The 21,343-nt window shown below is 67.8% G+C and carries 21 protein-coding genes and 1 pseudogene; 15 read left to right on the top strand and 7 right to left on the bottom strand.

Annotated elements, in window-relative coordinates; genetic code table 11:
- A pseudogene (locus EL337_RS29320) lies at positions 1–348 on the top strand (helix-turn-helix domain-containing protein); the annotation flags it as partial.
- A gap of 16 nt (positions 349–364) precedes the next feature.
- On the opposite strand, the gene EL337_RS28810 reads toward EL337_RS29320, so the two are convergent.
- From EL337_RS28810 to EL337_RS24400, 4 genes are read right to left on the bottom strand one after another with little or no spacing between them, the layout of a single operon-like run.
- Positions 365–511, bottom strand: a complete 147-nt coding sequence (locus EL337_RS28810; RefSeq protein ID WP_170216902.1) for a hypothetical protein — start codon at positions 509–511, stop codon at positions 365–367.
- Entirely contained in the window at positions 508–1,053 is a 546-nt protein-coding gene (locus EL337_RS24410) for an EspA/EspE family type VII secretion system effector (RefSeq protein WP_053086848.1), read from the bottom strand. Before EL337_RS24410 ends, EL337_RS28810 begins: the two co-directional genes overlap by 4 nt.
- A 43-nt stretch (positions 1,054–1,096) precedes the next feature.
- Positions 1,097–1,690, bottom strand: a complete 594-nt coding sequence (locus EL337_RS24405; protein WP_048633671.1) for a TetR/AcrR family transcriptional regulator — start codon at positions 1,688–1,690, stop codon at positions 1,097–1,099.
- Between the two features lie 47 nt (positions 1,691–1,737).
- Positions 1,738–2,982 (bottom strand): cytochrome P450, encoded by a 1,245-nt coding sequence (locus EL337_RS24400; protein WP_048633616.1) that lies wholly within the window; start codon positions 2,980–2,982, stop codon positions 1,738–1,740.
- Between the two features lie 116 nt (positions 2,983–3,098).
- Here EL337_RS24400 and purD point away from each other — a divergent pair, with 116 nt between their 5' ends.
- Positions 3,099–4,406: a phosphoribosylamine--glycine ligase gene (gene purD, locus EL337_RS24395; RefSeq protein ID WP_048633615.1), complete on the top strand. Its 1,308-nt coding sequence runs from the start codon at positions 3,099–3,101 to the stop codon at positions 4,404–4,406.
- 18 nt (positions 4,407–4,424) lie between these two features.
- Here purD and EL337_RS24390 read toward each other — a convergent pair whose 3' ends face one another.
- Positions 4,425–5,285 carry an alpha/beta hydrolase gene (locus tag EL337_RS24390; protein WP_197724148.1) on the bottom strand — a complete coding sequence of 287 codons (861 nt, stop codon included), beginning with the start codon at positions 5,283–5,285 and terminating at the stop codon, positions 4,425–4,427.
- A 71-nt stretch (positions 5,286–5,356) separates the two neighbouring features.
- On the opposite strand from EL337_RS24390, the gene EL337_RS24385 reads away from it, so the two are divergent.
- The 3 genes from EL337_RS24385 to EL337_RS24375 all read left to right on the top strand — a co-directional run bounded on the left by EL337_RS24385 (position 5,357) and on the right by EL337_RS24375 (position 8,510).
- The gene (locus EL337_RS24385; RefSeq protein ID WP_048633614.1) at positions 5,357–5,965 is read left to right on the top strand and encodes a TetR/AcrR family transcriptional regulator; all 609 of its coding nucleotides are present in this window, start codon (positions 5,357–5,359) and stop codon (positions 5,963–5,965) included.
- Between the two features lie 39 nt (positions 5,966–6,004).
- Positions 6,005–7,006 carry an SDR family NAD(P)-dependent oxidoreductase gene (locus tag EL337_RS24380; protein ID WP_048633613.1) on the top strand — a complete coding sequence of 334 codons (1,002 nt, stop codon included), beginning with the start codon at positions 6,005–6,007 and terminating at the stop codon, positions 7,004–7,006.
- A 64-nt stretch (positions 7,007–7,070) separates the two neighbouring features.
- Positions 7,071–8,510, top strand: a complete 1,440-nt coding sequence (locus EL337_RS24375; protein ID WP_197724147.1) for an APC family permease — start codon at positions 7,071–7,073, stop codon at positions 8,508–8,510.
- Here EL337_RS24375 and relZ read toward each other — a convergent pair.
- Positions 8,496–10,238: a bifunctional ribonuclease/(p)ppGpp synthase gene (gene relZ, locus EL337_RS24370; RefSeq protein WP_048633612.1), complete on the bottom strand. Its 1,743-nt coding sequence runs from the start codon at positions 10,236–10,238 to the stop codon at positions 8,496–8,498. The two genes, EL337_RS24375 and relZ, sit on opposite strands and share 15 nt — an antisense overlap.
- A gap of 56 nt (positions 10,239–10,294) precedes the next feature.
- Between relZ and purB the strand changes: the two genes are divergently transcribed.
- From purB to EL337_RS24350, 4 genes are read left to right on the top strand one after another with little or no spacing between them, the layout of a single operon-like run.
- Entirely contained in the window at positions 10,295–11,722 is a 1,428-nt protein-coding gene (purB, locus tag EL337_RS24365; RefSeq protein WP_048633611.1) for an adenylosuccinate lyase, read from the top strand.
- Positions 11,719–12,960 carry a cytochrome P450 gene (locus EL337_RS24360; RefSeq protein ID WP_048633610.1) on the top strand — a complete coding sequence of 414 codons (1,242 nt, stop codon included), beginning with the start codon at positions 11,719–11,721 and terminating at the stop codon, positions 12,958–12,960. The genes purB and EL337_RS24360 overlap by 4 nt, the downstream gene beginning before the upstream one ends.
- Positions 12,961–12,970: 10 nt before the next feature.
- Positions 12,971–13,543, top strand: coding sequence for a DUF1707 SHOCT-like domain-containing protein (locus EL337_RS24355; RefSeq protein WP_048633609.1), 573 nt, complete (start codon positions 12,971–12,973; stop codon positions 13,541–13,543).
- Complete coding sequence (locus EL337_RS24350; RefSeq protein WP_048633608.1) at positions 13,543–14,013, top strand: DinB family protein; 471 nt, start codon at positions 13,543–13,545, stop codon at positions 14,011–14,013. The genes EL337_RS24355 and EL337_RS24350 overlap by 1 nt, the downstream gene beginning before the upstream one ends.
- Here the strand turns inward: EL337_RS24350 and EL337_RS24345 are convergent.
- Positions 14,010–14,648, bottom strand: coding sequence for a hypothetical protein (locus EL337_RS24345; RefSeq protein ID WP_048633668.1), 639 nt, complete (start codon positions 14,646–14,648; stop codon positions 14,010–14,012). The two genes, EL337_RS24350 and EL337_RS24345, sit on opposite strands and share 4 nt — an antisense overlap.
- Before the next feature lie 146 nt (positions 14,649–14,794).
- Here EL337_RS24345 and EL337_RS24340 point away from each other — a divergent pair, with 146 nt between their 5' ends.
- From EL337_RS24340 to EL337_RS24315, 6 genes are all read left to right on the top strand, one after another.
- Positions 14,795–15,688, top strand: a complete 894-nt coding sequence (locus tag EL337_RS24340) for a phosphoribosylaminoimidazolesuccinocarboxamide synthase (protein ID WP_048633607.1) — start codon at positions 14,795–14,797, stop codon at positions 15,686–15,688.
- Positions 15,685–17,805: a S9 family peptidase gene (locus tag EL337_RS24335; RefSeq protein ID WP_048633606.1), complete on the top strand. Its 2,121-nt coding sequence runs from the start codon at positions 15,685–15,687 to the stop codon at positions 17,803–17,805. The genes EL337_RS24340 and EL337_RS24335 overlap by 4 nt, the downstream gene beginning before the upstream one ends.
- Before the next feature lie 7 nt (positions 17,806–17,812).
- Positions 17,813–18,394 carry a TetR/AcrR family transcriptional regulator gene (locus EL337_RS24330; RefSeq protein WP_048633605.1) on the top strand — a complete coding sequence of 194 codons (582 nt, stop codon included), beginning with the start codon at positions 17,813–17,815 and terminating at the stop codon, positions 18,392–18,394.
- Between the two features lie 10 nt (positions 18,395–18,404).
- The gene (locus tag EL337_RS24325) at positions 18,405–18,902 is read left to right on the top strand and encodes a glutathione peroxidase (RefSeq protein ID WP_048633604.1); all 498 of its coding nucleotides are present in this window, start codon (positions 18,405–18,407) and stop codon (positions 18,900–18,902) included.
- Positions 18,903–18,969: 67 nt separating this feature from the next.
- The gene (locus tag EL337_RS24320; RefSeq protein WP_048633603.1) at positions 18,970–19,674 is read left to right on the top strand and encodes a DUF2334 domain-containing protein; all 705 of its coding nucleotides are present in this window, start codon (positions 18,970–18,972) and stop codon (positions 19,672–19,674) included.
- Between the two features lie 25 nt (positions 19,675–19,699).
- Entirely contained in the window at positions 19,700–21,340 is a 1,641-nt protein-coding gene (locus tag EL337_RS24315; protein ID WP_048633667.1) for an FAD-binding dehydrogenase, read from the top strand.
- The last annotated feature ends 3 nt before the right edge of the window (positions 21,341–21,343 follow it).

Genomic DNA, 21,343 nt, shown 5'->3' with positions numbered 1-21,343 from the left:
ATGCGTCCGTCTCCGGTGAGGTCTGTTGTTGATGAGTTTTGGCGGCTGATAGGTCAGGGTTTGTCGCCGCGGGAAGCCGGTGTGGCTGTCGGCGTGTCTGCTAGTGCTGGGCACGGTTGGTTTGCTGCCGTGGGTGGCGTGAAACCACACCAGGTGCGACCAGGGCCGCGCCGGCGACCGCGGTTGAGTTTTGAAGAACGCGAAGAGATCGCGTTAGGGGTGGCCGCCGGGGATCCAGTACGTGACATCGCGCGGCGGCTGGGACGAGCGCCGTCGACGATCTCGCGGGAGATCAAGAACAACAGCGTGATCGGCCGGCGAAAATCCGTCAGAAATCGTACATTCGGGCGCGGATGTGGAGGATTCACGGCGCAGACAGCTGCAGGAAGCCGCCGCCGTACGGCTGCACCATGGCGTCCGCCGGAAATGTGACCTGATGGTCGGCGACGCGGAGGTAGTCGCCGGAGATTCCGGCGGCCTTGACCGGCTGTCCGCGGTTCTCGAAGATCACCCCTCTGTCCACCAGCCGAGCGGGGTCGCCTCGCCGTCCGGCTTCTTCTGGTCGCCGCCCAGTGCGGCGTACTCGGTGCCGAGCGCACGGACGCGTTCGGCGACGGTGGCGAGTTCACCGTTGGATGCGGTGATGACCTCGGCGATGTCTGAACAACCCTTCCAGACGATCGGCACGAGCATCTGATCACCCGCGGCGTTGTCCGGCACCGACCCGGCCGCCGCGACCACCCACTGCCTGACCGCGTCGAGCTGCTGCCGGCCGCGTGTGACCACGGCAGCGGAATGGTCGATCTCGCGGCCGATGCAGTGGTCGAGCTCGGCCATCCGCGCCAGTGTGCGGGCCTGGTGGGCGTTGCTGACTGCGTACGCGTCCGCTGCCCCGCCGGTCCATGTCGATCCGGGCGCGGCCGCGCGGGTCCCGGATTCGAGCTGCTGCAGTGCCGGGCTGTTGTCGAATGTGGTTCCCGGCGTGGGGATGCCGTCACCGAACGTGAGACGGGCCTGCGACCACGTCGCCAAGAAGCTGCCCAGCACGCTCACATGTCCAGCCTAAAACGGGACGTTGGTGGCGCTGCGCACGAATTCAGTGAGGGATCAGCGCGTTGCCCACCCAGCGTCGCAGGTATGCCCGCAACTCCTCACCACGGCGGGGCGGGCGTCCCGGGTCGAGGACGAACGACTGGATGATGCGCAGTAGATGCTCGGACAGCTGATCGAGGTCGTCGTCGAGATAACCGGCCGCTGCCCAGTCGACGTCGAGGCGGCCGACCATGTCCCGCCCGAAGCGCAGTGCGATGTCGGACGTGACCGACTGGATGTGGGTAGACCCGCCCGGCACCATGATGAGCCCGATGTACTTTTCCCGGGGCAGCCATTCCAGAGCGGTGGCCACCGCCTCCGCGACCGCCTCGGCGGGGTCGGTGATTCCGGTCAGGTGTGCGGTCAGCCGATCGAGAAAGCCGTCGACGGCGTGGACCGCGCCCGCGACCAGCAGCGCCTCGGTGCTGGAGAAGTAGCGATAGACGGTCTGGCGGGTGACACCGACGGTGCGCGCCACATCGGAGATGCTGAAGTCGGCGCCGCGCTCCTCGATCGCCTTGCCCGCGGCCTCGAGGATGCGCGCGACAGCCTCCTCATCCGAGCCGGGCTTGGCCCCTGACCAACCGTGGGTGCGCACGAAGGAACCATAGGCCACCCGCTCGGCGGCTGGGTTTGACTGTCCGACTACCTGTAGGCGACCTGCAGCTCCTTGACCCCGTTGATCCAGCCGGAGCGCAGCCGCTGGGGCTCCCCGAGTTTGGAGATGTCGGGGATCTGGTCGGCGATCTCGTTGAACATCAGCTTGATCTCCATGCGGGCCAGGTTCGCTCCGATGCAGTAGTGCGCCCCGTTCCCGCCGAAAGCCAGGTGCGGGTTGGGATTTCGGGTGATGTCGAACTCGAAGGGCCGGTCGAAGACCTCCTCGTCGAAGTTCGCCGAGCTGTAGAACAGGCCGACGCGCTGGCCCTTGGCCACCGTGACTCCGCCGACCTCGATGTCCTCGACCGCGGTGCGCTGGAAACAGTGCACCGGTGTCGCGTAGCGGATGATCTCGTCGATCGCGGTGTCGGGGCGCTCGCGCGTGAACAGCTCCCACTGGTCCGGGTTTTCGAAGAACGCGTTCATGCCGTGCGTCATCGCGTTGCGGGTGGTCTCGTTGCCCGCCACCGCGAGCAGGATGACGAAGAACGCGAACTCGACCTCGCCCATCGCTTCTCCGTCCAAGTCCGCCTGGATGAGCTTGGTGACGATGTCGTCGGCCGGACACCGCCTGCGCTCTTCGGCCATGGTGTACGCGTAGCCCATCAGCTCCGCGTTCGCGGTGGTGGGATCGGAGTCGAAGTCCGGGTCGTCGGTGTTCATGATCGCGTTGGTCCAGTGGAACAGCTTCTCTCGGTCCGCTTCGGGCACACCGATGAGGTCGGCGATGGCGAGCAGCGGAAGGGTCATCGCGACGTCGTCGACAAAGTTGCCGCTGTCCTTGGCGGCCGCCGTGCGGACGATCTCGCGGGCCGCGTCGGCGAGCTTGTCCTCCATGCCGGCGATGGCACGAGGGGTGAACAGCCGGGAGACGATCTTGCGCAACCGGGTGTGCTCGGGGGCGTCATGGTTGATCAGCAGTGCCTTCGTCAGGTCCAGTTGCTCGGCCGTGACCCCGTCCGGCAGCCGCATCACGGCGCCTTTGGCGTTGGTGGACCACAGAGCGCCGTCGCGGGAGATCGCTTTGATGTCGGCGTGCCGGGAGATCACCCAGTAGCCGCCGTCGTCGAAGATCGACTCGGACTGCTCGTTCCACCACACCGGCGCGGTCTTGCGCAGCTCCGCGAACTCCGTGACGGGAATGCCCTTGAGCAGGACATCCGGATCGGTGAAGTCATAACCCGCGGGCAGGAAGGGGCAGCTCGGGGCTGAAGTGTTCTCAACGGTCATCGGACTCAACTCCTGTGTGACGGACAGCACTTTTGCTCGACCATACACTTATGCGGCGAGCTGTATGGCCGACGAGGTGGGTGGCGCGCGGCCCGGTGGCATTAAGGTGGGCATCTGTGCACGTCCTGGTAGTTGGATCCGGAGCCCGTGAACATGCGCTGCTGCTCGCACTGCGCCGCGACCCGGAGGTCGACGCGCTGTCGGTGGCCCCCGGGAACGCAGGCACCGCGGCCGTCGCCGATCAGTACGAGGTGGACATCACCTCGGGGGACGCGGTCGTCGCCCTGGCGCGGCGCATCGGTGCCGACCTCGTCGTCATCGGCCCCGAGGTTCCACTGGTCCTCGGCGTCGCCGACGCCGTCCGCGCGGCCGGCATCGCCTGCTTCGGTCCGACCAGGGACGCCGCGCGCATCGAGGGTTCGAAGTCCTTCGCCAAAGACGTGATGAACGCCGCGGGCGTGCGCACCGCGGGCAGCGAGATCGTCGACAATCCGGCCCACCTCGATGCCGCGCTGGATCGGTTCGGCCCGCCGGGTGGACAGTCCGCGTGGGTGGTCAAGGACGACGGACTCGCCGCGGGCAAGGGTGTCGTGGTGACGGCAGACCGGGATGCGGCCCGCGCACACGCCGCCAGCCTGCTCGACGCAGGCCATCCCGTGCTCCTCGAGTCTTTCCTGGACGGGCCCGAGGTGTCGCTGTTCTGCGTGGTGGACGGCGAGACCGTGGTGCCGCTGCTGCCGGCCCAGGACTTCAAGCGCGTCGGCGACGGCGACAGCGGGCCCAACACCGGCGGGATGGGTGCCTACACACCCCTGCCGTGGCTGCCTGCCGAGGTGACCACGAGCATCGTCGAAGACATCGTCAAACCCGTTGCGGCCGAACTTGTCCGGCGCGGGAGCTCCTTCTCCGGGCTGCTGTACGCGGGACTGGCCATCACCTCGCACGGGCCTGCTGTCGTCGAGTTCAACTGCCGATTCGGTGACCCCGAGACCCAGGCGGTCCTCGCGCTGGTGGACTCCCCGCTGGGGCAACTGTTGCGGGCTGCCGCCACGGGCGAGCTGGCCGGTGTGCCGCCGCTGCAGTGGCGCGACGGTTCCGCCGTGGCGGTGGTGCTGGCCGCGGAGAACTACCCTGGCCGGCCACGTGTCGGTGACGTCATCCACGGCGCGGACGCCGACGGGGTCCTGCACGCGGGCACAGCCCGCCGGGACGACGGCGCGGTGGTGTCCTCGGGTGGCCGGGTGCTCTCCGTAGTCGGAACCGGGGCCGACCTGGTGGCTGCCCGCGAGGAGGCGTATCGGACGATGGCGTCGATTCGCTTGCCGGGCAGCCACTTCCGTAGCGACATCGGATTGGCGGCGGCAGAGGGTCGGATCTCGGTTTCGGAGGGTGACGATCAGGCGGCGAGGGACGAGCCGCGTTGAGGAGTCCGACCAGAAGGCTCAGGCGACCAGCAGCGGTGCCGCCCAGCTGAGCTCGCCGGTCAGCTGGGAGCCCCAGAACGCCGCGTTGTGCCCGCCAGGGGAGAACCCGCCGGCCGGCGGCGTGGGCAGCTGGGCGATGAACTGCTGCGTGGCCGCGTAGAACGGATCGTCGAAACCACAGTCGACGCGCAGCGGGATCCCGTTGAGCGCGGACAGCCCCCAGACGCTGTTGGCCTCGTAATCGGCGGCGCCGTCGAACGCGCCGGGAGCGGCGGCGCCCGGCGATGTCCACAGTGCCGGGCTGACCGCACAGATCGCAGCCGTGCGCGGGGCCCCCAGCCGTGCCCCCAGGAGCATGGCGCCGTATCCACCCATGGACCAACCCAGGAATGCCACCCGCGACGTATCCAGGCCCTGCCCGGCCAACAGCGGGATGAACTCGTCGAGCACCATCGCGCCCGAGTCGTCTCCGGTTGCTCGCCGGTGCCAGTAGCCGTTGCCGCCGTCGACCGCGGCGATGGCGAACGGCGGTAGCCCTGCCCGCACGGCGTCGGCGAGGAACTGCTCGACACCCATCGACATCACGGTGCCCGCCGACGAGTCTTTTCCATGCAGCAGGATCACCGGCCGCAGTGGAGCGGTCTGATCGGGCGGGCGGGCCACAATCCAGTTGGTCGCGGCACCGCCGCGCGCGGCGGAGGCGAACGATCCGGTGACGTATGTGGGAGCCGGTGGTGTCAGGGGGGCCGGTGGTGCCGCTGAGGCTATTGCACCGCTGTACGCAGACGCTCCCGCGGCCGCGGCCGCCGTCACGAGTCCCGCACGAAGACTGAGCGCCAACAACTCCCGGCGGTTGATGGTCGGCATGCGCGCCATCATCGCATGACCGTGACTGTGCAAAGGCTGGTGATTCGCCGAAAGTCCGATGTCGAAACCCCGTGACTGGCAGCATGCAACAGGTGACGGCAGCAGTCACTCCCAAGGGAGAGCGTCGACGGTATGCGCTGGTCAGTGCTGCTGCCGATCTTCTCTGCGAAGGCGGGTTCGACGCCGTGCGTCACCGTGCCGTCGCGCGCCGCGCGGGGCTGCCGCTGGCGTCGACCACCTACTACTTTTCTTCGCTGGACGACCTCATCGCCAATGCGGTCGAGCACGTCGGCACCCGGGAGACCGAGCAGTTGCACCATCAGGTTGCGGCGCTGTCGCGACGTCGGCGCGGCGCCGAGTCCACCGCGGACATCCTCGTCGACCTCCTCGTCGGCGACAATCCCGAGCGCGTCACCGAATTGATGATCTCGCGCTACGAGCGCTACATCGCCTGTGCGCGCCAGCCCAGCCTGCGCGACATCCAACGGCGCATTCTGCGGCAGCGCAGCGCCGCCGTCGTCGAGGTCGTCGAACGGTCCGGCCGTTCAGTGCGCTCCGAGCTGGTCACCGCGCTGGTGTGCGCCGTGGACGGCGCGGTGGTGGCGGCGCTCGTCGGCGACGGCGACGGCCCCCGCGCAACGGCAAGGGCCACGCTGATCGACGTGATCGACGTGCTCGCGCCGTACACATGAGGCGTTTGCGGTGGGCAGCGTGTGGTTAATCACGTCCGGGTGACGTTCACGGGGCCCCTTACCGACGCCGTCGACGCGGTGCTGGATCGGTCCGTGGTGTTCGGCTACACCAGGATCGGCTCGCAGATCCGTCGGCTGTGGTGGCCCGCCGACGCCGCGCCCGATGCCATGACGGGTAAACGGGTGGTCGTCACCGGTGCGACGTCGGGAATCGGGATGGCGACCGCGGAGTCGTTCGCCCGCCTCGGCGCCACAGTGCATCTGCTGGGGCGTGACGAGTCCAAGACCCGCCGGTGCGCCGGCGAGATCCGCGCCACGGTCGCCGACGCCGAGGTGATCGAGGAGGTCTGCGACGTCGCCGATCTGGACGCGGTCCGCGCGTGGGCCGACGACTTCACCGGTCGGGTCGACGCCGTGCACGGACTCGTGCACAACGCCGGGGTGATGCCCAAACAGCGCGGCGAGACCGCCCAGGGCCACGAGATCCAGCTCGCCTGCCACGTGCTCGGTCCGCACCTCATGACCGACAGACTGGCCGGGCGGTTGCGCGCCGCGGGCGGGGCGGCCGTGGTCTTCATGTCCTCCGGCGGGATGTACACCGCCCCGTTGAAGCATTGGAGCGCAGACGAACTCGAGTCCCGCGACGGAGAGTACGACGGCGTCCGCGTCTACGCGCGAACCAAGCGGATGCAGGTCGTCCTCGCCGAGGTATGGGCACGGCGCTTCGCCGACACCGACGTTCGTGTGTACAGCGCGCACCCGGGCTGGGTCGAAACGCCGGGAGTGGCCGAGGCGCTGCCCGGCTTTCGCCGCCTGACCAGACCGCTGCTGCGCGACGCCTCTGACGGGGCGGACACACCGGTGTGGCTGGTGGCCACCCGTCCCGAGCCGGGGCCGGGGAACTTCTGGCACGACCGGGCGCGGCGTCCTACGACGTTCGGCTGGCAGCGGGACGAAGACACACAGGCCGTTGCGGCGTTCGTGGGTGACATCTCCGCGATCACGGACACGGCACGGAATTGGCTCGGTTTCTCCCGTTGACACTGCGCGGCTCGGCCGCCTGGTCGATGATGGGTGATTCGAGCGGATCACTAGGGGAGGCGTGATGGCGGAATCGGTGACCAGCCCGAGCAGTGCTGAAAAGGAGCCTGAGCTCAAGCGGGTGATGGGCCCGGGCCTTCTTCTGCTGTTCGTCGTCGGCGACATACTGGGCACCGGTGTCTACGCGCTCGTCGGTGACGTGGCAGCCGAAGTGGGTGGGGCGGCATGGCTTCCGTTCCTCGTCGCCTTCGCCGTCGCTACCATCACCGCGTTCAGCTACCTGGAGCTGGTCACCAAGTACCCGCAGGCCGCCGGCGCTGCGCTGTACGCCCACAAAGCATTCGGCATCCACTTCATCACGTTCCTCGTGGCATTCGTCGTCATGTGCTCCGGAATCACCTCGGCGTCAACGGCTTCCAGGGCGTTCGCGGCGAATCTCTTTACCGGCATCGACGTCGAACCGTCGAAGATCGCCGTCGCGCTGCTGGCGCTGGGCTTCATGGCCGCACTCGCTGCGATCAACTACCGGGGGGTGGGGGAGAGCGTCAAGCTCAACGTGGTCCTGACCATCGTCGAGATCACCGGCCTGATCATCGTGATCCTCGTCGGCCTCTGGGCGTTCACCGGTGGCAACGCCGACGTCGACTTCAGCCGGATCACGGCATTCGAGACGGCCGAGGACAAGAACACCTTCCTCGCGGTCACAGCGGCCACCTCACTGGCGTTCTTCGCGATGGTGGGCTTCGAGGATTCGGTGAACATGGCCGAAGAGACCAAGGACCCGATCAAGACGTTCCCCAAGATCCTGTTGTCGGGTCTGGGAATCGCAGGCCTGGTATACGTTCTGGTCTCGATCGTCGCCGTGGCGCTGGTGCCGATCGGCACTCTCGAAGAGAGCGACACCCCGCTGGTCGAGGTCGTCAAGGCAGGGGCACCCGGGCTGCCGATCGACTCCATCCTGCCGTTCATGACGATGTTCGCGGTGTCGAACACGGCACTGATCAACATGCTGATGGCCAGCCGGCTGATCTACGGCATGGCCAAGCAGCGAGTGCTTCCGCCGGTGCTGGGGACGGTGCACCCGACGCGCCGGTCACCTTGGGTCGCAATCATCTTCACCACGCTGATCGCCTTCGGCCTGATCGCCTACGTTTCGGCGTTCGCGAGCAGCAACGCCATCTCGATCCTCGGCGGCACTACCAGCCTGCTCCTGCTCGCGGTGTTCGCCGTGGTCAACGTCGCGGTCCTGGTGCTGCGCCGCGACGTGCAACACGCGGGCGGGCACTTCAAGACGCCGACCGCACTCCCGGTCATCGGCTTCTTCGTCTCGCTGTACCTCGTGCTGCCGTTCTCGGGCCGGCCGGTGCAGCAGTACATCGTGGCCGGCGCGCTGGTCGCCACCGGGATCGTGCTGTTCTTCATCACCCAGGCCATCAACAAGCAGCTGGGCATCGGCAAGGCTCATATCACCGACCCGACCCATCTGGGGTCAGGACCCGGCTAGGCCTCCGGTCAGTCGCTGTAACCGATTGTCCAGCAACGACGTTCGATGCGCGTTGCCGGCCAGTTCGATGTACCTGGCGCCGTACACGGCCAGTAGCGCGTCGTCCAGGCGGCGTACCGCGCCCGCGGGGTAGCGGTAATCCATCGCCACGTTGACGGCATCGGTGTCGACACGGCTGAGGAGGTCGTCCACCTCGTCGATGGAGTCGATCCCCAGGTCGAGCAGCAGGCCCGCGATCCAGGCGTAGTGGTCGGTGCGGGACCAGCCCGCGTCCGGGAATCGGTTGCCCAGATAGGTGGCCAGCACCGGCGTTGGGATACGCGGGTCGCTGGTGATTTCCGGGGCGCTGGTGTCCGGTGTGGAGTCGCGCAGCCGGTCGCGGACCGCGGAGAACTCCCGGTCGGCCAGTTCCAGCAGGCCCGCCGCCAGCGTGAAGCGCCGGTTCAGGTCGGGTGCGTGGGCGGCAGGAATCGAACCCTTGTAGCGGATTTCGTGCTCGAACTCGGCCCATGCGTGCTGGAGCACGGTGCGCACCTGGATCGACGCGGGCTGCTGTACACCTTCCACCCCGACCAGCAGGTGCCTGCTGGCGTACCCCCAGCGTCCTTCCCTGGCGGTCTCCTGACCCATGTCGCGGTCGTCGAGGAGCCGCATCTCCTCGGCGAGGAGGTTGGCCACGGTGTCGACGTCCTCGCGCAGATAGGTGATGACGCGCAACCCGATCAGGTCGGTGATCTCGGCCAGCGGTTCGCTGTAGAGCTGCTTGCCGTCGGCGCTTCTGCGGTCGGTCTTCGCGGCGAACGACTCGACGGTCTTGGTGCGCGCCGTGATGGACAGGTAGTTGATGCCCGCCTCGTCCAGGAGCCCGGTCACCAGCGTGAGGTAGTGGTCGGTCGCCGCAACGAGGGCAGGCCTTCGAGATTCGTACTCCGACACCGCCGCCGACGGCGCCGAGCGCGAGGCGGAGGTGCGTCCGCGCGTCGCCTTCGGTGTCGCCTTGGGCAGCCGGTCCTGCGGCAGCGACGGGGTGACGATGTACCCGGAGGCGGCGTCGCCGTAGATCGTCACGTCCTGCGGCCGGTGATACCAGTACAGACCCACGTACGCGCACAGCACGGCGTCCACCGGATCCTCGTCGCGATCCAGCTGACCCGGCTTGGTGGCGGCCTCGATGCGCTTGCGCAACTCCACCCAGGCCACGCTGCGGTTCACGCGCAACCGGGGACTGGCGTCGTCGAGGCCCTCGATGAGCGTCATCAGCCTCAGCAACTCGCGTTGCCGGTCTGCGAACGGCCCCCGCTTGTACTTCAGCGTCTTCGCCAGGTCGAACAGCACCACGGTGGCCGGGTGCGGGTAGACCTCGATGGCCCGCCGCGGCGAATCGGACGACGGATCCATGTCCAGCCCGAGGCGTTCCGCGATGCGGGCCCCCCGGGGGTGCTTGAACTCCGGCCGGTCGGTGAATGCCGGCCGGGCGCCTGCCTCGAAGCGCTGGAAGTCCCGGTTGTACCGGGCTTCGGCCGGCCGGTGCCCGGTCGCGTTCTTGACGATCAGCGGGGCATCGATGGCCACCAGGCAATCGCCGGCGGTGTACGGGGCGATGGCCGCGGCGATGCTGTCGTCGTCGTGGGCCGCCCCGACGTGGAGTAGCCGCCCGTCGGCGTCGATCGCCGCGACGCCGGTCTGGTTCTTCTCACCCCATGCGAGGTCGAGCCCGACGAAGTACATGGCCTCTACTGTGCATGATGGTCGTCCCGCCGGTGGCGCTCGTAAGCTATTGCCCCGTGAGCATCCCTAATGTCCTGGCCAACCGCTACGCCAGCGAGGAGATGGTGGCGATCTGGTCACCGGAGGCGAAGATCGTCGCCGAGCGGCGGTTGTGGCTTGCGGTACTGCGAGCCCAGATGGAACTCGGCGCCGGGAACTCAGCTGTGCCCGACGAGGTGGTCGCCGACTACGAGCGGGTGCTGGACAACGTCGACCTGGCGTCCATCGCCGCGCGCGAGCGCGTCACCCGGCACGACGTGAAGGCCCGCATCGAGGAGTTCAACGCGTTGGCCGGGCACGAGCACGTGCACAAGGGCATGACCAGCCGCGACCTCACCGAGAACGTCGAACAGCTGCAGATCAAGCGCTCGCTGGAGCTCGTCCACGCGCACGGCGTCGCCGTCGTCGCCCGGCTGGCCGAGCGGGCCGCCCTCTACCGCGACCTCGTGATGGCCGGGCGCAGCCACAACGTCGCCGCGCAGGCCACCACACTGGGCAAGCGGTTCGCCTCCGCCGCGGAGGAGATGCTGGTGGCATTGGAGCGGGTCGCCGAGCTCATCGCGCGCTACCCGCTGCGCGGCATCAAGGGGCCGATGGGCACCGCCCAGGACATGCTGGACCTCTTCGACGGCGACACCGCCCGGCTGGCCGAACTGGAGAAGCGGGTCGCGGCTTTTCTCGGTTTCACCGACGTCTTCACCAGCGTCGGACAGGTCTACCCCCGCTCACTCGACCACGACGTGGTGTCAGCCCTCGTGCAGCTGGGCGCCGGACCGTCGTCGTTGGCCCACACGATCCGGTTGATGGCCGGCCATGAGTTGGTCACCGAGGGCTTCGCGCCCGGTCAGGTCGGCTCGTCGGCGATGCCGCACAAGATGAACACGCGCAGCTGCGAGCGCGTCAACGGTCTGCAGGTCGTTCTGCGCGGATACGGTTCCATGGCAGCCGAACTCGCGGGGGCGCAGTGGAACGAGGGAGACGTGTTCTGCTCGGTGGTGCGGCGGGTGGCGCTGCCCGACGCGTTCTTCGCGCTCGACGGTCAGACCGAGACTATTCTGACCGTCCTCGACGAATTCGGCGCCTACCCGGCGGTCATCCAGCGTGAGCTCGACCGCTACCTGCCGTTCCTGGCGACCACCCGCATCCTCATCGCCGCCGTGCGGGTCGGGGTGGGCCGCGAGACCGCACACGAGGTCATCAAGGAACACGCGGTGGCGGTGGCCCTGGCGATGCGCGAACGTGGTGCGGAGCCCGATCTGCTGGACCGCCTGGCCGCCGATCCGCGCCTGCCGCTGGACCGGGTGGCGCTGGACGCGGCGCTGGCCGACAAGCAGGCCTTCACCGGCTCGGCGGGAGATCAGATCGACCGCGTGGTCGCGATGGTCGACGACCTGATCGGCCGCTATCCCGAGGCCGCCAAGTACACCTCGGGCGCGATCCTGTGACCTCCCCGGTCGGAGCGGTCGACTTGTCGCAGGTCGATTTCACCGATCTGGACAACTTCGCCCACGGATTCCCCCATGAGCTGTTCGCGCTGCATCGCGAGCAGGCGCCGGTGTACTGGCACGAGCCGACCGAGAACACCCCCGACGGCGAGGGCTTCTGGTCGGTGGCAACGCACGCGGAAACCCTTGCGGTGTTTCGGGATCCGGAGACCTATTCGTCGGTGACCGGAGGCGAGCGGCCGTTCGGCGGAACGCTGCTGCAGGACCTGTCCATCGCGGGTCAGCTGCTCAACATGATGGACGATCCGCGCCACGGCGAGGTGCGCAGGCTCGTCAGCTCCGGTCTGACGCCACGAATGATCCGCCGGGTCGAGGAAGATCTGCGGACCAGGGCGCGCCGCCTGCTCGACGCTGTCGCACCGACGCAAGCCTGTGACTTCGTCACCGACATCGCGGCCGAGGTGCCGATGCAGATGATCTGCATCCTGCTGGGAGTGCCCGAGTCCGAACGGCATTGGCTGTTCGAGGCGATCGAGCCGAGCTTCGACTTCGGCGGTTCGCGCAAGGCGTCGATCACCAGGATGTCGGTGGAAGAGGCCGGCTCACGGATGTTCACCTTCGGCCAGGAGCTGATCGCCGCCAAGCGGGCCGAGCCCAGCGACGACATGCTCTCGGTGGTCGTCAACTCCGCCGATCCCGAGTTGTCGGACATCGAGAGCTACCTGTTCTTCAACCTGCTGTTCAGCGCGGGCGCCGAGACCACCCGCAACTCGATCGCCGGCGGGCTGTTGGCGCTGATCGAGAACCCGGACGCCTACCGGGCGTTGCGCGAGGATCGCGATCTGCTGCCGACGGCCATCGAGGAGATGGTGCGGTGGACCTCGCCGTCACCGTCGAAGCGGCGCACCGCAACCCGGCCGGCGACCCTCGGTGGCCACCTGATCGAACCCGGCCAGAAAGTCCTGGTGTGGGAGGGCTCTGCCAACCGCGACGGCGCGGTGTTCGTCGACCCCGATCGCTTCGACATCGCCCGTAAACCGAACCCGCACTTGGGATTCGGTCAAGGAGTGCACTACTGCCTGGGTGCCAACCTGGCCCGGCTGGAACTGCGGGTGATCTTCGAGGAGATCCTGGACCGGTACGCGGCGGTGGAACTGAGCAGGCCGGTGGAATGGACCCGCAGTAACCGGCACACAGGCATTCGGCACCTGGTGGTCGAGCTCCAGCCAGCCGTTTAAGCTCGGACTGATGGACTCTCGACAACCCGACCTCAGGGCGTCGGACGCCGACCGCGCCGCGGTGACACAGATCCTCGAGCATGCCGTGGGACAGGGCATGCTGACGCTCGACGAGTACACCGAGCGGGTCGACGTCGTGATCGGGGCACGCACGCGCCGTGAACTGGACACCGTCATCGCCGACCTGCCCCACGTCCGCACGCAGCCTGCGCCCCCGCCGCCGACGCTGCTGAGTAGCTGGATGTCGAGCATCTCCCGCAAGGGGCAATGGACGGTCCCGCCGCGGCTGCGGTTGGTCACCCGGATGTGCTCCACCACTCTCGACTTCACCTCGGCGGTGGTGCAGGGCCCGGTCGTGTACATCGACGTCGACGACTATTTCAGCTCGACCGAACTGGTCCTTCCCGACGGCGCCACCGCCGACCTCAACGGCGTCGGCAATGTCGGCTCGTCCACCTCGGTGAAGGTGACGACCAGCCCGCCGTCGCGGCAACTGCACGTCGTCGTCACCGGGAAGGTCCGCTTCGGGTCGCTCACCGCGCGGCACCCGTTCGGTACCACGCTGAAGCGGCTGCTCAAGTAATGCGCGATACCCCGCCACCGTCCACCGGCGGCTCCGAAAAAGACACGCTGGTCGGTTTTCTCGAGTACCTGCGGCACGCGGTCGTGGACAAGCTCGACGGGGCGCCCGAGCCCGCGGTACGCACGGCCGGGGTGGCGTCGGGAACCAATTGTCTGGGTCTGGTCAGACACCTCGCGTACGTGGAGCGGTTCATGTTTCTCGGCGAGGACGCCAACTGGCCTGCGACGTTTCATGCCACCGCCGAGGACACCGTGGCCTCGGTGATCGCCGACTACCAGGACTCGGTGGCACGGGCGAACGAGGCGATCGCGGCCTGTGCGGATGTGACGCAGCCGTGTGCGCGCCCCGCCCGCAAAGGCGAGCCACCGACGATGCGCTGGGCTCTGGCCCACATGATCGAGGAGACGGCGCGCCACGCCGGCCATCTCGACATCCTGCGCGAGCAGATCGACGGCGCGACGGGTCGTTAGTCGGGCTGCGGGCGCCTGAGGTTCGCCGCCCGGATGCCGGATGCCCGCAGCTCCAGAGCCGCCAGCCCGCGGATCGCGATCGGATCCTGATTGCGCCACGCACCCACCGGGTCGGAACTGACAGCCGCAAGCTTGGGCAACGGCCGGTTGGCCAATGCCCGCAACGCCAGCAGTTGCTCGCCCGCCCAGGTGGACGCCAGCGTCACGGCAGTCCACTTGCGGCGGAAGAATCGCACCCGCAGGAACAGCCACGGCATCATCAGCGCGAGAATCGGTGGGGCGGCCACGGCCAGCGCCAGCAGCCAGGCCAGCCAGCCCGCCGTCACACCCAACGACTGGCCCGCCCCGGCGATCTCCCTGGCGGCGTCGCCCGCTCCCCGAAGGGGGCCGGCGAGCGCGCCTCCGACCAGCGGGACGTCGTCGGCGCTGTTCCCGGCATTGTCGAGGTTGCCTGCGACGCCGTTGGCCCCGCCCTCCAGCTGGTAGCCGAACTCGGCCACCGTGGAGATCGCCGAGTGCACCGCGACACCGATCCAGACCCAGATGACCGTCCAGCTGATGACCACGACGTCGCTGACCAGCTGCCATAACAGCCGGCCTGGCGTCGTGGCGTAGGGGACCCACCGAGATTTCATGTGATCGATCACAGCACGTCTTCCCGTCGCTTCGCTCGGCCCTGTCGTGTTTCCCCGTCGCTTCGCTCGCCCCTGTCGTGATTTCCCGTCGCTTCGCTCGCCCTGTCCCCACTGGTCGGCTACCGGCAGACCGATAGGCTGGCCCGATGCGTCCCGCTCTGTCCGACTACCAGCATCTGGCCAGCGGCAAGGTTCGTGAGTTGTACCGAATCGACGACGAACATCTGTTGTTCGTCGCGACGGACCGGATTTCGGCCTACGACTACATTCTCGACTCGGAGATCCCGGACAAGGGCCGCGTCCTGACCGCGATGAGCGTGTTCTTCTTCGGCCACCTGACGGTGCCCAATCATCTGGCGGGACCTCCCGATGACGAGCGGATTCCCGAGGAGGTGCTGGGCCGGGCGCTGGTGGTCAGACAGCTCGACATGCTCCCTGTCGAGGCCGTCGCGCGCGGCTACCTGACCGGGTCGGGTTTGATCGACTACCAGAAGACCGGCGCGGTCTGCGGGATCGCGTTGCCGTCCGGGATGGTGGAGGCCAGCCGGTTCGACGAACCGTTGTTCACTCCGGCGACCAAGGCCGATCTCGGCGAGCACGATGTGAACATCACCTACGACGACGTCGTCGAGCTGATCGGCGCCGAGCGCGCCGACGAGCTGCGCCGACTCACCTTGCGGACCTACAGCGAGGGCGCCGAACATGCGCAAAGCAAGGGCATCATCGTCGCCGACACGAAGTTCGAGTTCGGCGTCGGCACCGACGGCACCTTGACCCTGGCCGACGAGGTCTTCACGCCGGATTCGTCGCGATACTGGAACGCCGAGGACTACGTCGAGGGGCAGGTGCAGAACAGCTTCGACAAACAGTTCGTGCGCAACTGGCTCACCGGACCGGACTCCGGCTGGGACCGGCATGGGAACACCCCGCCACCGCCGCTGCCCTCGGAGATCGCCGAGGCCACACGGGCGCGCTATATCGAAGCTTATGAACGTATTTCGGGTTTGCGGTTCGATGACTGGATTGGAGGAACCGCGTGAGCGGTGAAGTTACGGCGCCGGTGGCCAAGCGGGTGGAGACCCGCCGCGAACACCACGGGGACGTCTTCATCGACCCGTACGAATGGCTGCGGGACAAGGACAGCAGCGACGTCACCGACTACCTCGAGGCGGAGAACGCCTATACCGAGCAGGTGACCGAAGGTCTGGCCCCGTTGCGGCAGAAGATCTTCGACGAGATCAAGGCCCGCACCAAGGAGACCGATCTCTCGGTACCCACCCGTCGGGGCGACTGGTGGTACTACGGACGCAGCTTCCAGGGCAAGCAGTACGGCGTGCAGTGCCGTTGCCCGGTCACCGATCCCGATGACTGGACGCCGCCGCAGTTCGACGAGAACACCGAGGTCCCCGGCGAGCAGGTGCTGCTCGACGAGAATGTCGAGGCCGAGGGCCATGACTTCTTCTCGCTGGGTGCCGCCTCGGTCAGCGTCGACGGCAACATCCTGGCCTACTCGGTGGATGTCAAAGGTGACGAGCGGTACACGCTGCGGTTCAAGGACTTGAGGACCGGAGAGCGCTACGACGACGAGATCGTCGGCATCGGCGCCGGCGCCACCTGGGCGGCCGACAACCACACGATCTACTACGTCACCGTCGACGACGCCTGGCGACCGGACACTGTGTGGCGGCACCGGCTCGGCTCGGGTGTCGCCGCCGAACGCGTCTATCACGAACCCGACGAGAAGTACTGGGTCGGCGTAGGACGCACGCGCAGCAACAAGTACGTCTTCATTGCCGCAGGCAGCGCCGTGACGTCGGAGATGCGCTACGCCGACGCGGCGGACGGTCAGGCTGAGTTCACCGTCGTGTGGCCGCGGCGGGATTCAGTCGAGTACTCGGTCGATCACGCCGTGGTCGGCGGCGAGGACCAGTTCCTCATCCTGCACAACGACGGAGCCGAGAACTTCACGCTCGTCGAGGCGCCGGTCACCGATCCCACGGATGTCCGAACCCTGATCGAACACCGGGCCGACGTCCGACTCGACTCCGTCGACGCGTTCGACCGCCACCTGGTGGTCAGCTACCGCAAGGATGCGTTGCCCCGCATCCAGCTCTGGCCCCTGGACGCGACGGGATACGGGCAGGCCCAGGACATCACGTTCGATTCCGAGCTGATGTCAGTGGGGCTCTCGGCGAACCCAAACTGGAGCGCACCCAAGCTGCGGATCGGGGCGACCTCGTTCGTGACGCCGGTCCGTATCTACGATCTCGACTTGGGCACCGGCGAGCGGACACTGCTGCGGGAACAGCCGGTGCTCGGCGACTACCGGCCCGAGGACTACGTCGAGCGCCGCGACTGGGCCGTGGCACCCGACGGTGCGCGGGTACCGATCTCGATCATCCACCGCGCCGATGTGCAGCGACCCGCGCCGATGCTGCTCTACGGCTACGGCGCCTACGAGTCGTGTGAGGATCCACGGTTCTCGATCGCGCGGTTGTCGCTGCTCGATCGCGGAATGATCTATGCGGTGGCGCACGTCCGCGGCGGTGGTGAGCTGGGCCGGCCGTGGTACGAGCACGGCAAGATGCTGGAGAAGCGCAACACCTTCACAGATTTCATCGCGGTCGGAAGCCATTTGGTCGGAACCGACGTCACCAGGCCCGAGAATCTGGTCGCCTACGGCGGGAGCGCGGGCGGTCTGCTGATGGGCGCGGTGGCCAACATGGCGCCTGACCTGTTCGCGGGCATCCTCGCCACGGTGCCATTCGTCGACCCGCTGACCACCATCCTGGATCCGTCGCTGCCGCTGACGGTGACCGAATGGGACGAATGGGGCAATCCGCTGGAAGACCCCGAGGTGTACGCCTACATGAAGTCGTACTCGCCCTACGAGAACGTCGAATCCAAGAACTATCCGGCGATCCTGGCGATGACGTCGCTCAACGACACCAGGGTGTACTACGTCGAGCCGGCCAAATGGGTTGCCGCACTTCGGTATGCGCAGAACGGCGAGGCCGATCGGTCAGGTAAGGTGCTGCTCAAGACCGAGATGAACGCCGGGCACGGGGGCATCAGCGGACGGTACGAGCGGTGGAAGGAAGCCGCGTTCCAGTACGCGTGGCTGCTGGACGTCGCGAAGGCCCAGCACTCCGGCTGACGTCCAGATGACTAGGGGCACCTACCATCACGGCGACCTGCGGGCCGTCATCCTCGCGCAGGCCGCCACCCTGGTGGCCGAACGGGGCGCAGACGGGGTGTCGCTGCGTGAACTGGCCCGTGCCGCGGGTGTTTCACACGCAGCGCCTGCGCACCACTTCACCGACCGGCGAGGGTTGTTCACCGCGCTGGCCGCCCAGGGCTGGCGGCTGCTGGCAGCCGCGCTGGCCCAGGCGAGGCCCGAGTTCGTCGACGCCGCAAGGGCATACGTGGGCTTTGCGGTCGACCATCCCGGCCACTACGAGGTGATGTTCGACCGGTCGCTGGTCGATCCCGACAACGCCGAACTCGTCGCCGCCCAGGCTGCGGCCGGGGAAGAACTTGCCGCCGGGGTCGGAACGCTGGAGGACCCGCGCGCCGCCGCGGATCCGAAATCCGCTGGGCTGGCTGCATGGTCGCTGGTGCATGGATTCGCGATGCTGTGGCTCAACGAGGCGATCGACACCGACACCGATCCGGTCGACGCCGCCGAGCGTGCGGCACGGATGCTGTTCACACCTGGGCTGATCGCCGACGGCGGCCGCGAGTAGCGTCAGCCTCATGACTGACGCCGCACTCACCGAGATTCCGCTCACCACGCTCGACGGTCGCCCCACGACGCTGGCCGAGTTGGCCGACGGCGCCGCACTGGTGGTCAACGTCGCCTCCAAATGTGGCCTCACGCCGCAGTACACCGGGCTGGAACAGCTCGCGAAGGACTACGCCGACCGCGGCCTGACGGTGATCGGTGTGCCGTGCAACCAGTTCATGGGGCAGGAACCGGGCAGCGCCGAGGAGATCCAGGCGTTCTGCTCCACCACGTACGGAGTGACGTTTCCGCTGCTGGAGAAGGTGGAGGTCAACGGCCCAGGTCAGCATCCGCTCTACGCCGAGCTCACCAAGACCGCCGACGATGCCGGGGAGGCCGGCGACGTGCAATGGAACTTCGAGAAGTTCCTGCTCGCCCCCGGTGGACAGGTGAGCAGGCGATTCCGCCCGCGCACCGAACCGACGGACCCCGAGGTGATCTCGGCGATCGAAGCCGTATTGCCGCGATAGCCGAACGGACACCTGGGCGCGGAGTGTTGTCCACCATCAGTACATCTGACGTTGCGAGACTGGCCAGGTGGCAGGACAACTCATCGTCTCGATCTCAGGGATCAGCGACCGTACGCTGGCCGACGTCGCGACGTTCCGGACGCAACTCGAAGACCGCGGGGTTCCCGCGTCGTTCCTGGTGGCGCCCCGGCTCAAGGGCGGGTACCGGCTCGACAGCGACCCTGCGACCGTCGACTGGCTCGTCGAACAGCGCATCGACGGCGATGCCATCGTGCTGAACGGCTTCGACGAGGCCGCCACCACGGCACGCCGTGGTGAGTTCGCGACACTGCCCGCGCACGAGGCGAATCTGAGGTTGATGGCTGCCGACCGCATTCTCGAACACCTGGGACTGCGCACCCGGCTGTTCGCCGCGCCGGGCTGGAACGTCTCTCAGGGTGCGATGACGGCGTTGCCGCGCAACGGCTTCCGCCTACTGGCCGGGCTGGCGGGGATCACCGACCTGGTACGTCACGACACCGTCCGGGCGCGGGTGCTCGGAATCGGCGAAGGTTTCCTGACCGAACCGTGGTGGTGCCGCACGCTGGTGCTGTCGGCGGAACGCACCGCACGACGCGACGGCATCGTCCGGGTCGCCGTCGCCGCGCGTCATCTGCGCCGTCCCGGACCGCGGCAGGCCATGCTGGACGCCGTCGACCTGGCGCTCCTGCATTCGTGCGTGCCCGCGGTCTACGAGTGGCAGAGCCGACCTGCGCTGACTGACGCCGCATGAGGACGCCCATCGCTACATTGTGGTGATGGCTGACGCTGATGTCATCGTGGTGGGCGCGGGACTGGCCGGGTTGGTGGCCGCCTGCGAGCTCGTCGACCGGGGCCGCACGGTCCTGATCGTCGACCAGGAGAACGACGCCAACGTAGGCGGCCAGGCGTTCTGGTCGTTCGGCGGTCTCTTCTTCGTCGACAGCCCTGAACAGCGGCGACTCGGAATCCGGGACAGCCACGAGCTGGCGTTGCAGGACTGGCTGGGTTCGGCGGGCTTCGACCGGCCGGAGGATCACTGGCCCCGGCAGTGGGCACACGCCTACGTCGATTTCGCGGCGGGAGAGAAGCGCAGCTGGCTGCGCGACCGCGGACTGCAGACCTTCGCCCTGGTGGGGTGGGCCGAACGCGGCGGCTACGGCGCCCTCGGTCACGGCAACTCGGTGCCACGATTCCACCTCACCTGGGGGACCGGACCCGCACTCGTCGACATCTTCGCGCGCCGGCTGGCCGGCGTCGCCGGTGTCCGCTTCGCGCATCGGCACCGCGTCGACGAGCTTATCGTCGAAGGGGGCGAGACGGTCGGCGTGCGCGGGGCCGTGCTGGAGCCGTCGGCCGCTGTGCGCGGCGCCCCGTCCTCGCGAAACACGATAGGAGAGTTCGAGTTCCGCTCTCAGGCGGTCATCGTGGCCAGCGGCGGTATCGGGGGCAACCACGAGCTGGTCCGCAAGTACTGGCCCGAGCGCATGGGCCGGGTGCCGCAGCAACTGCTCAGCGGCGTACCCGCGCACGTGGACGGCCGAATGCTGGAGATCTCCGAGACCGCCGGTGCCAGCGTCATCAACAAGGACCGGATGTGGCACTACACCGAAGGGATCACCAACTACGACGCCATCTGGCCCCGGCACGGCATCCGGATCCTTCCGGGGCCGTCCTCACTGTGGCTCGATGCGTACGGCCACCGGCTCCCCGTGCCCCTGTACCCCGGATTCGACACGCTGGGCACGCTGGAGTACATCGCCCAGACCGGGCAGGACTACACGTGGTTCGTCCTGAACTCCCGCATCATCGACAAGGAATTCGGGCTGTCGGGCCAGGAACAGAACCCCGACCTGACCGGCCGCAGTATCAGGGGCGTCCTGGAACGCGCCCGCAAAGGACCGGCACCGGTGCATGCGTTCGTCGACAGGGGCGTGGACTTCGTCACCGCCGACAACCTTCGCGACCTGGTGACCAAGATGAACGCGGTCCCCGATGTGCAGCCGCTCGACTTCGACGTCGTCGAGGCGGAGGTCACTGCGCGGGACCGCGAGGTGGCCAATCGATTCACCAAGGACGGCCAGATCACCGCCATCCGGGCTGCACGGGAATACCTGGCCGACCGCGTCAGCCGGGTGGTGGCCCCGCATCGTCTCACCGACCCGAAAGCGGGACCCCTGATCGCAGTGAAACTGCACATCCTGACCCGAAAATCGTTGGGCGGGTTGGAAACCGACCTGGACGCCAGAGCGCTGCACAGCGACGGCTCGGTGTTTCCGGGCCTGTATGCCGCGGGTGAGGCTGCCGGCTTCGGCGGCGGTGGCGTGCACGGCTACCGCTCGCTGGAGGGTACGTTCCTCGGCGGGTGCGTGTTCTCGGGCCGGGCGGCCGGTCGCGCCGCGGCCAAAGCCGTCGGCTGAGAC

This window comes from Mycolicibacterium aurum (assembly GCF_900637195.1).
Classification (GTDB): Bacteria; Actinomycetota; Actinomycetes; order Mycobacteriales; family Mycobacteriaceae; genus Mycobacterium; species Mycobacterium aurum.
Note: the sequence above shows the minus strand (reverse complement) of the source record. Positions and strands in the feature narration are given on the sequence as shown.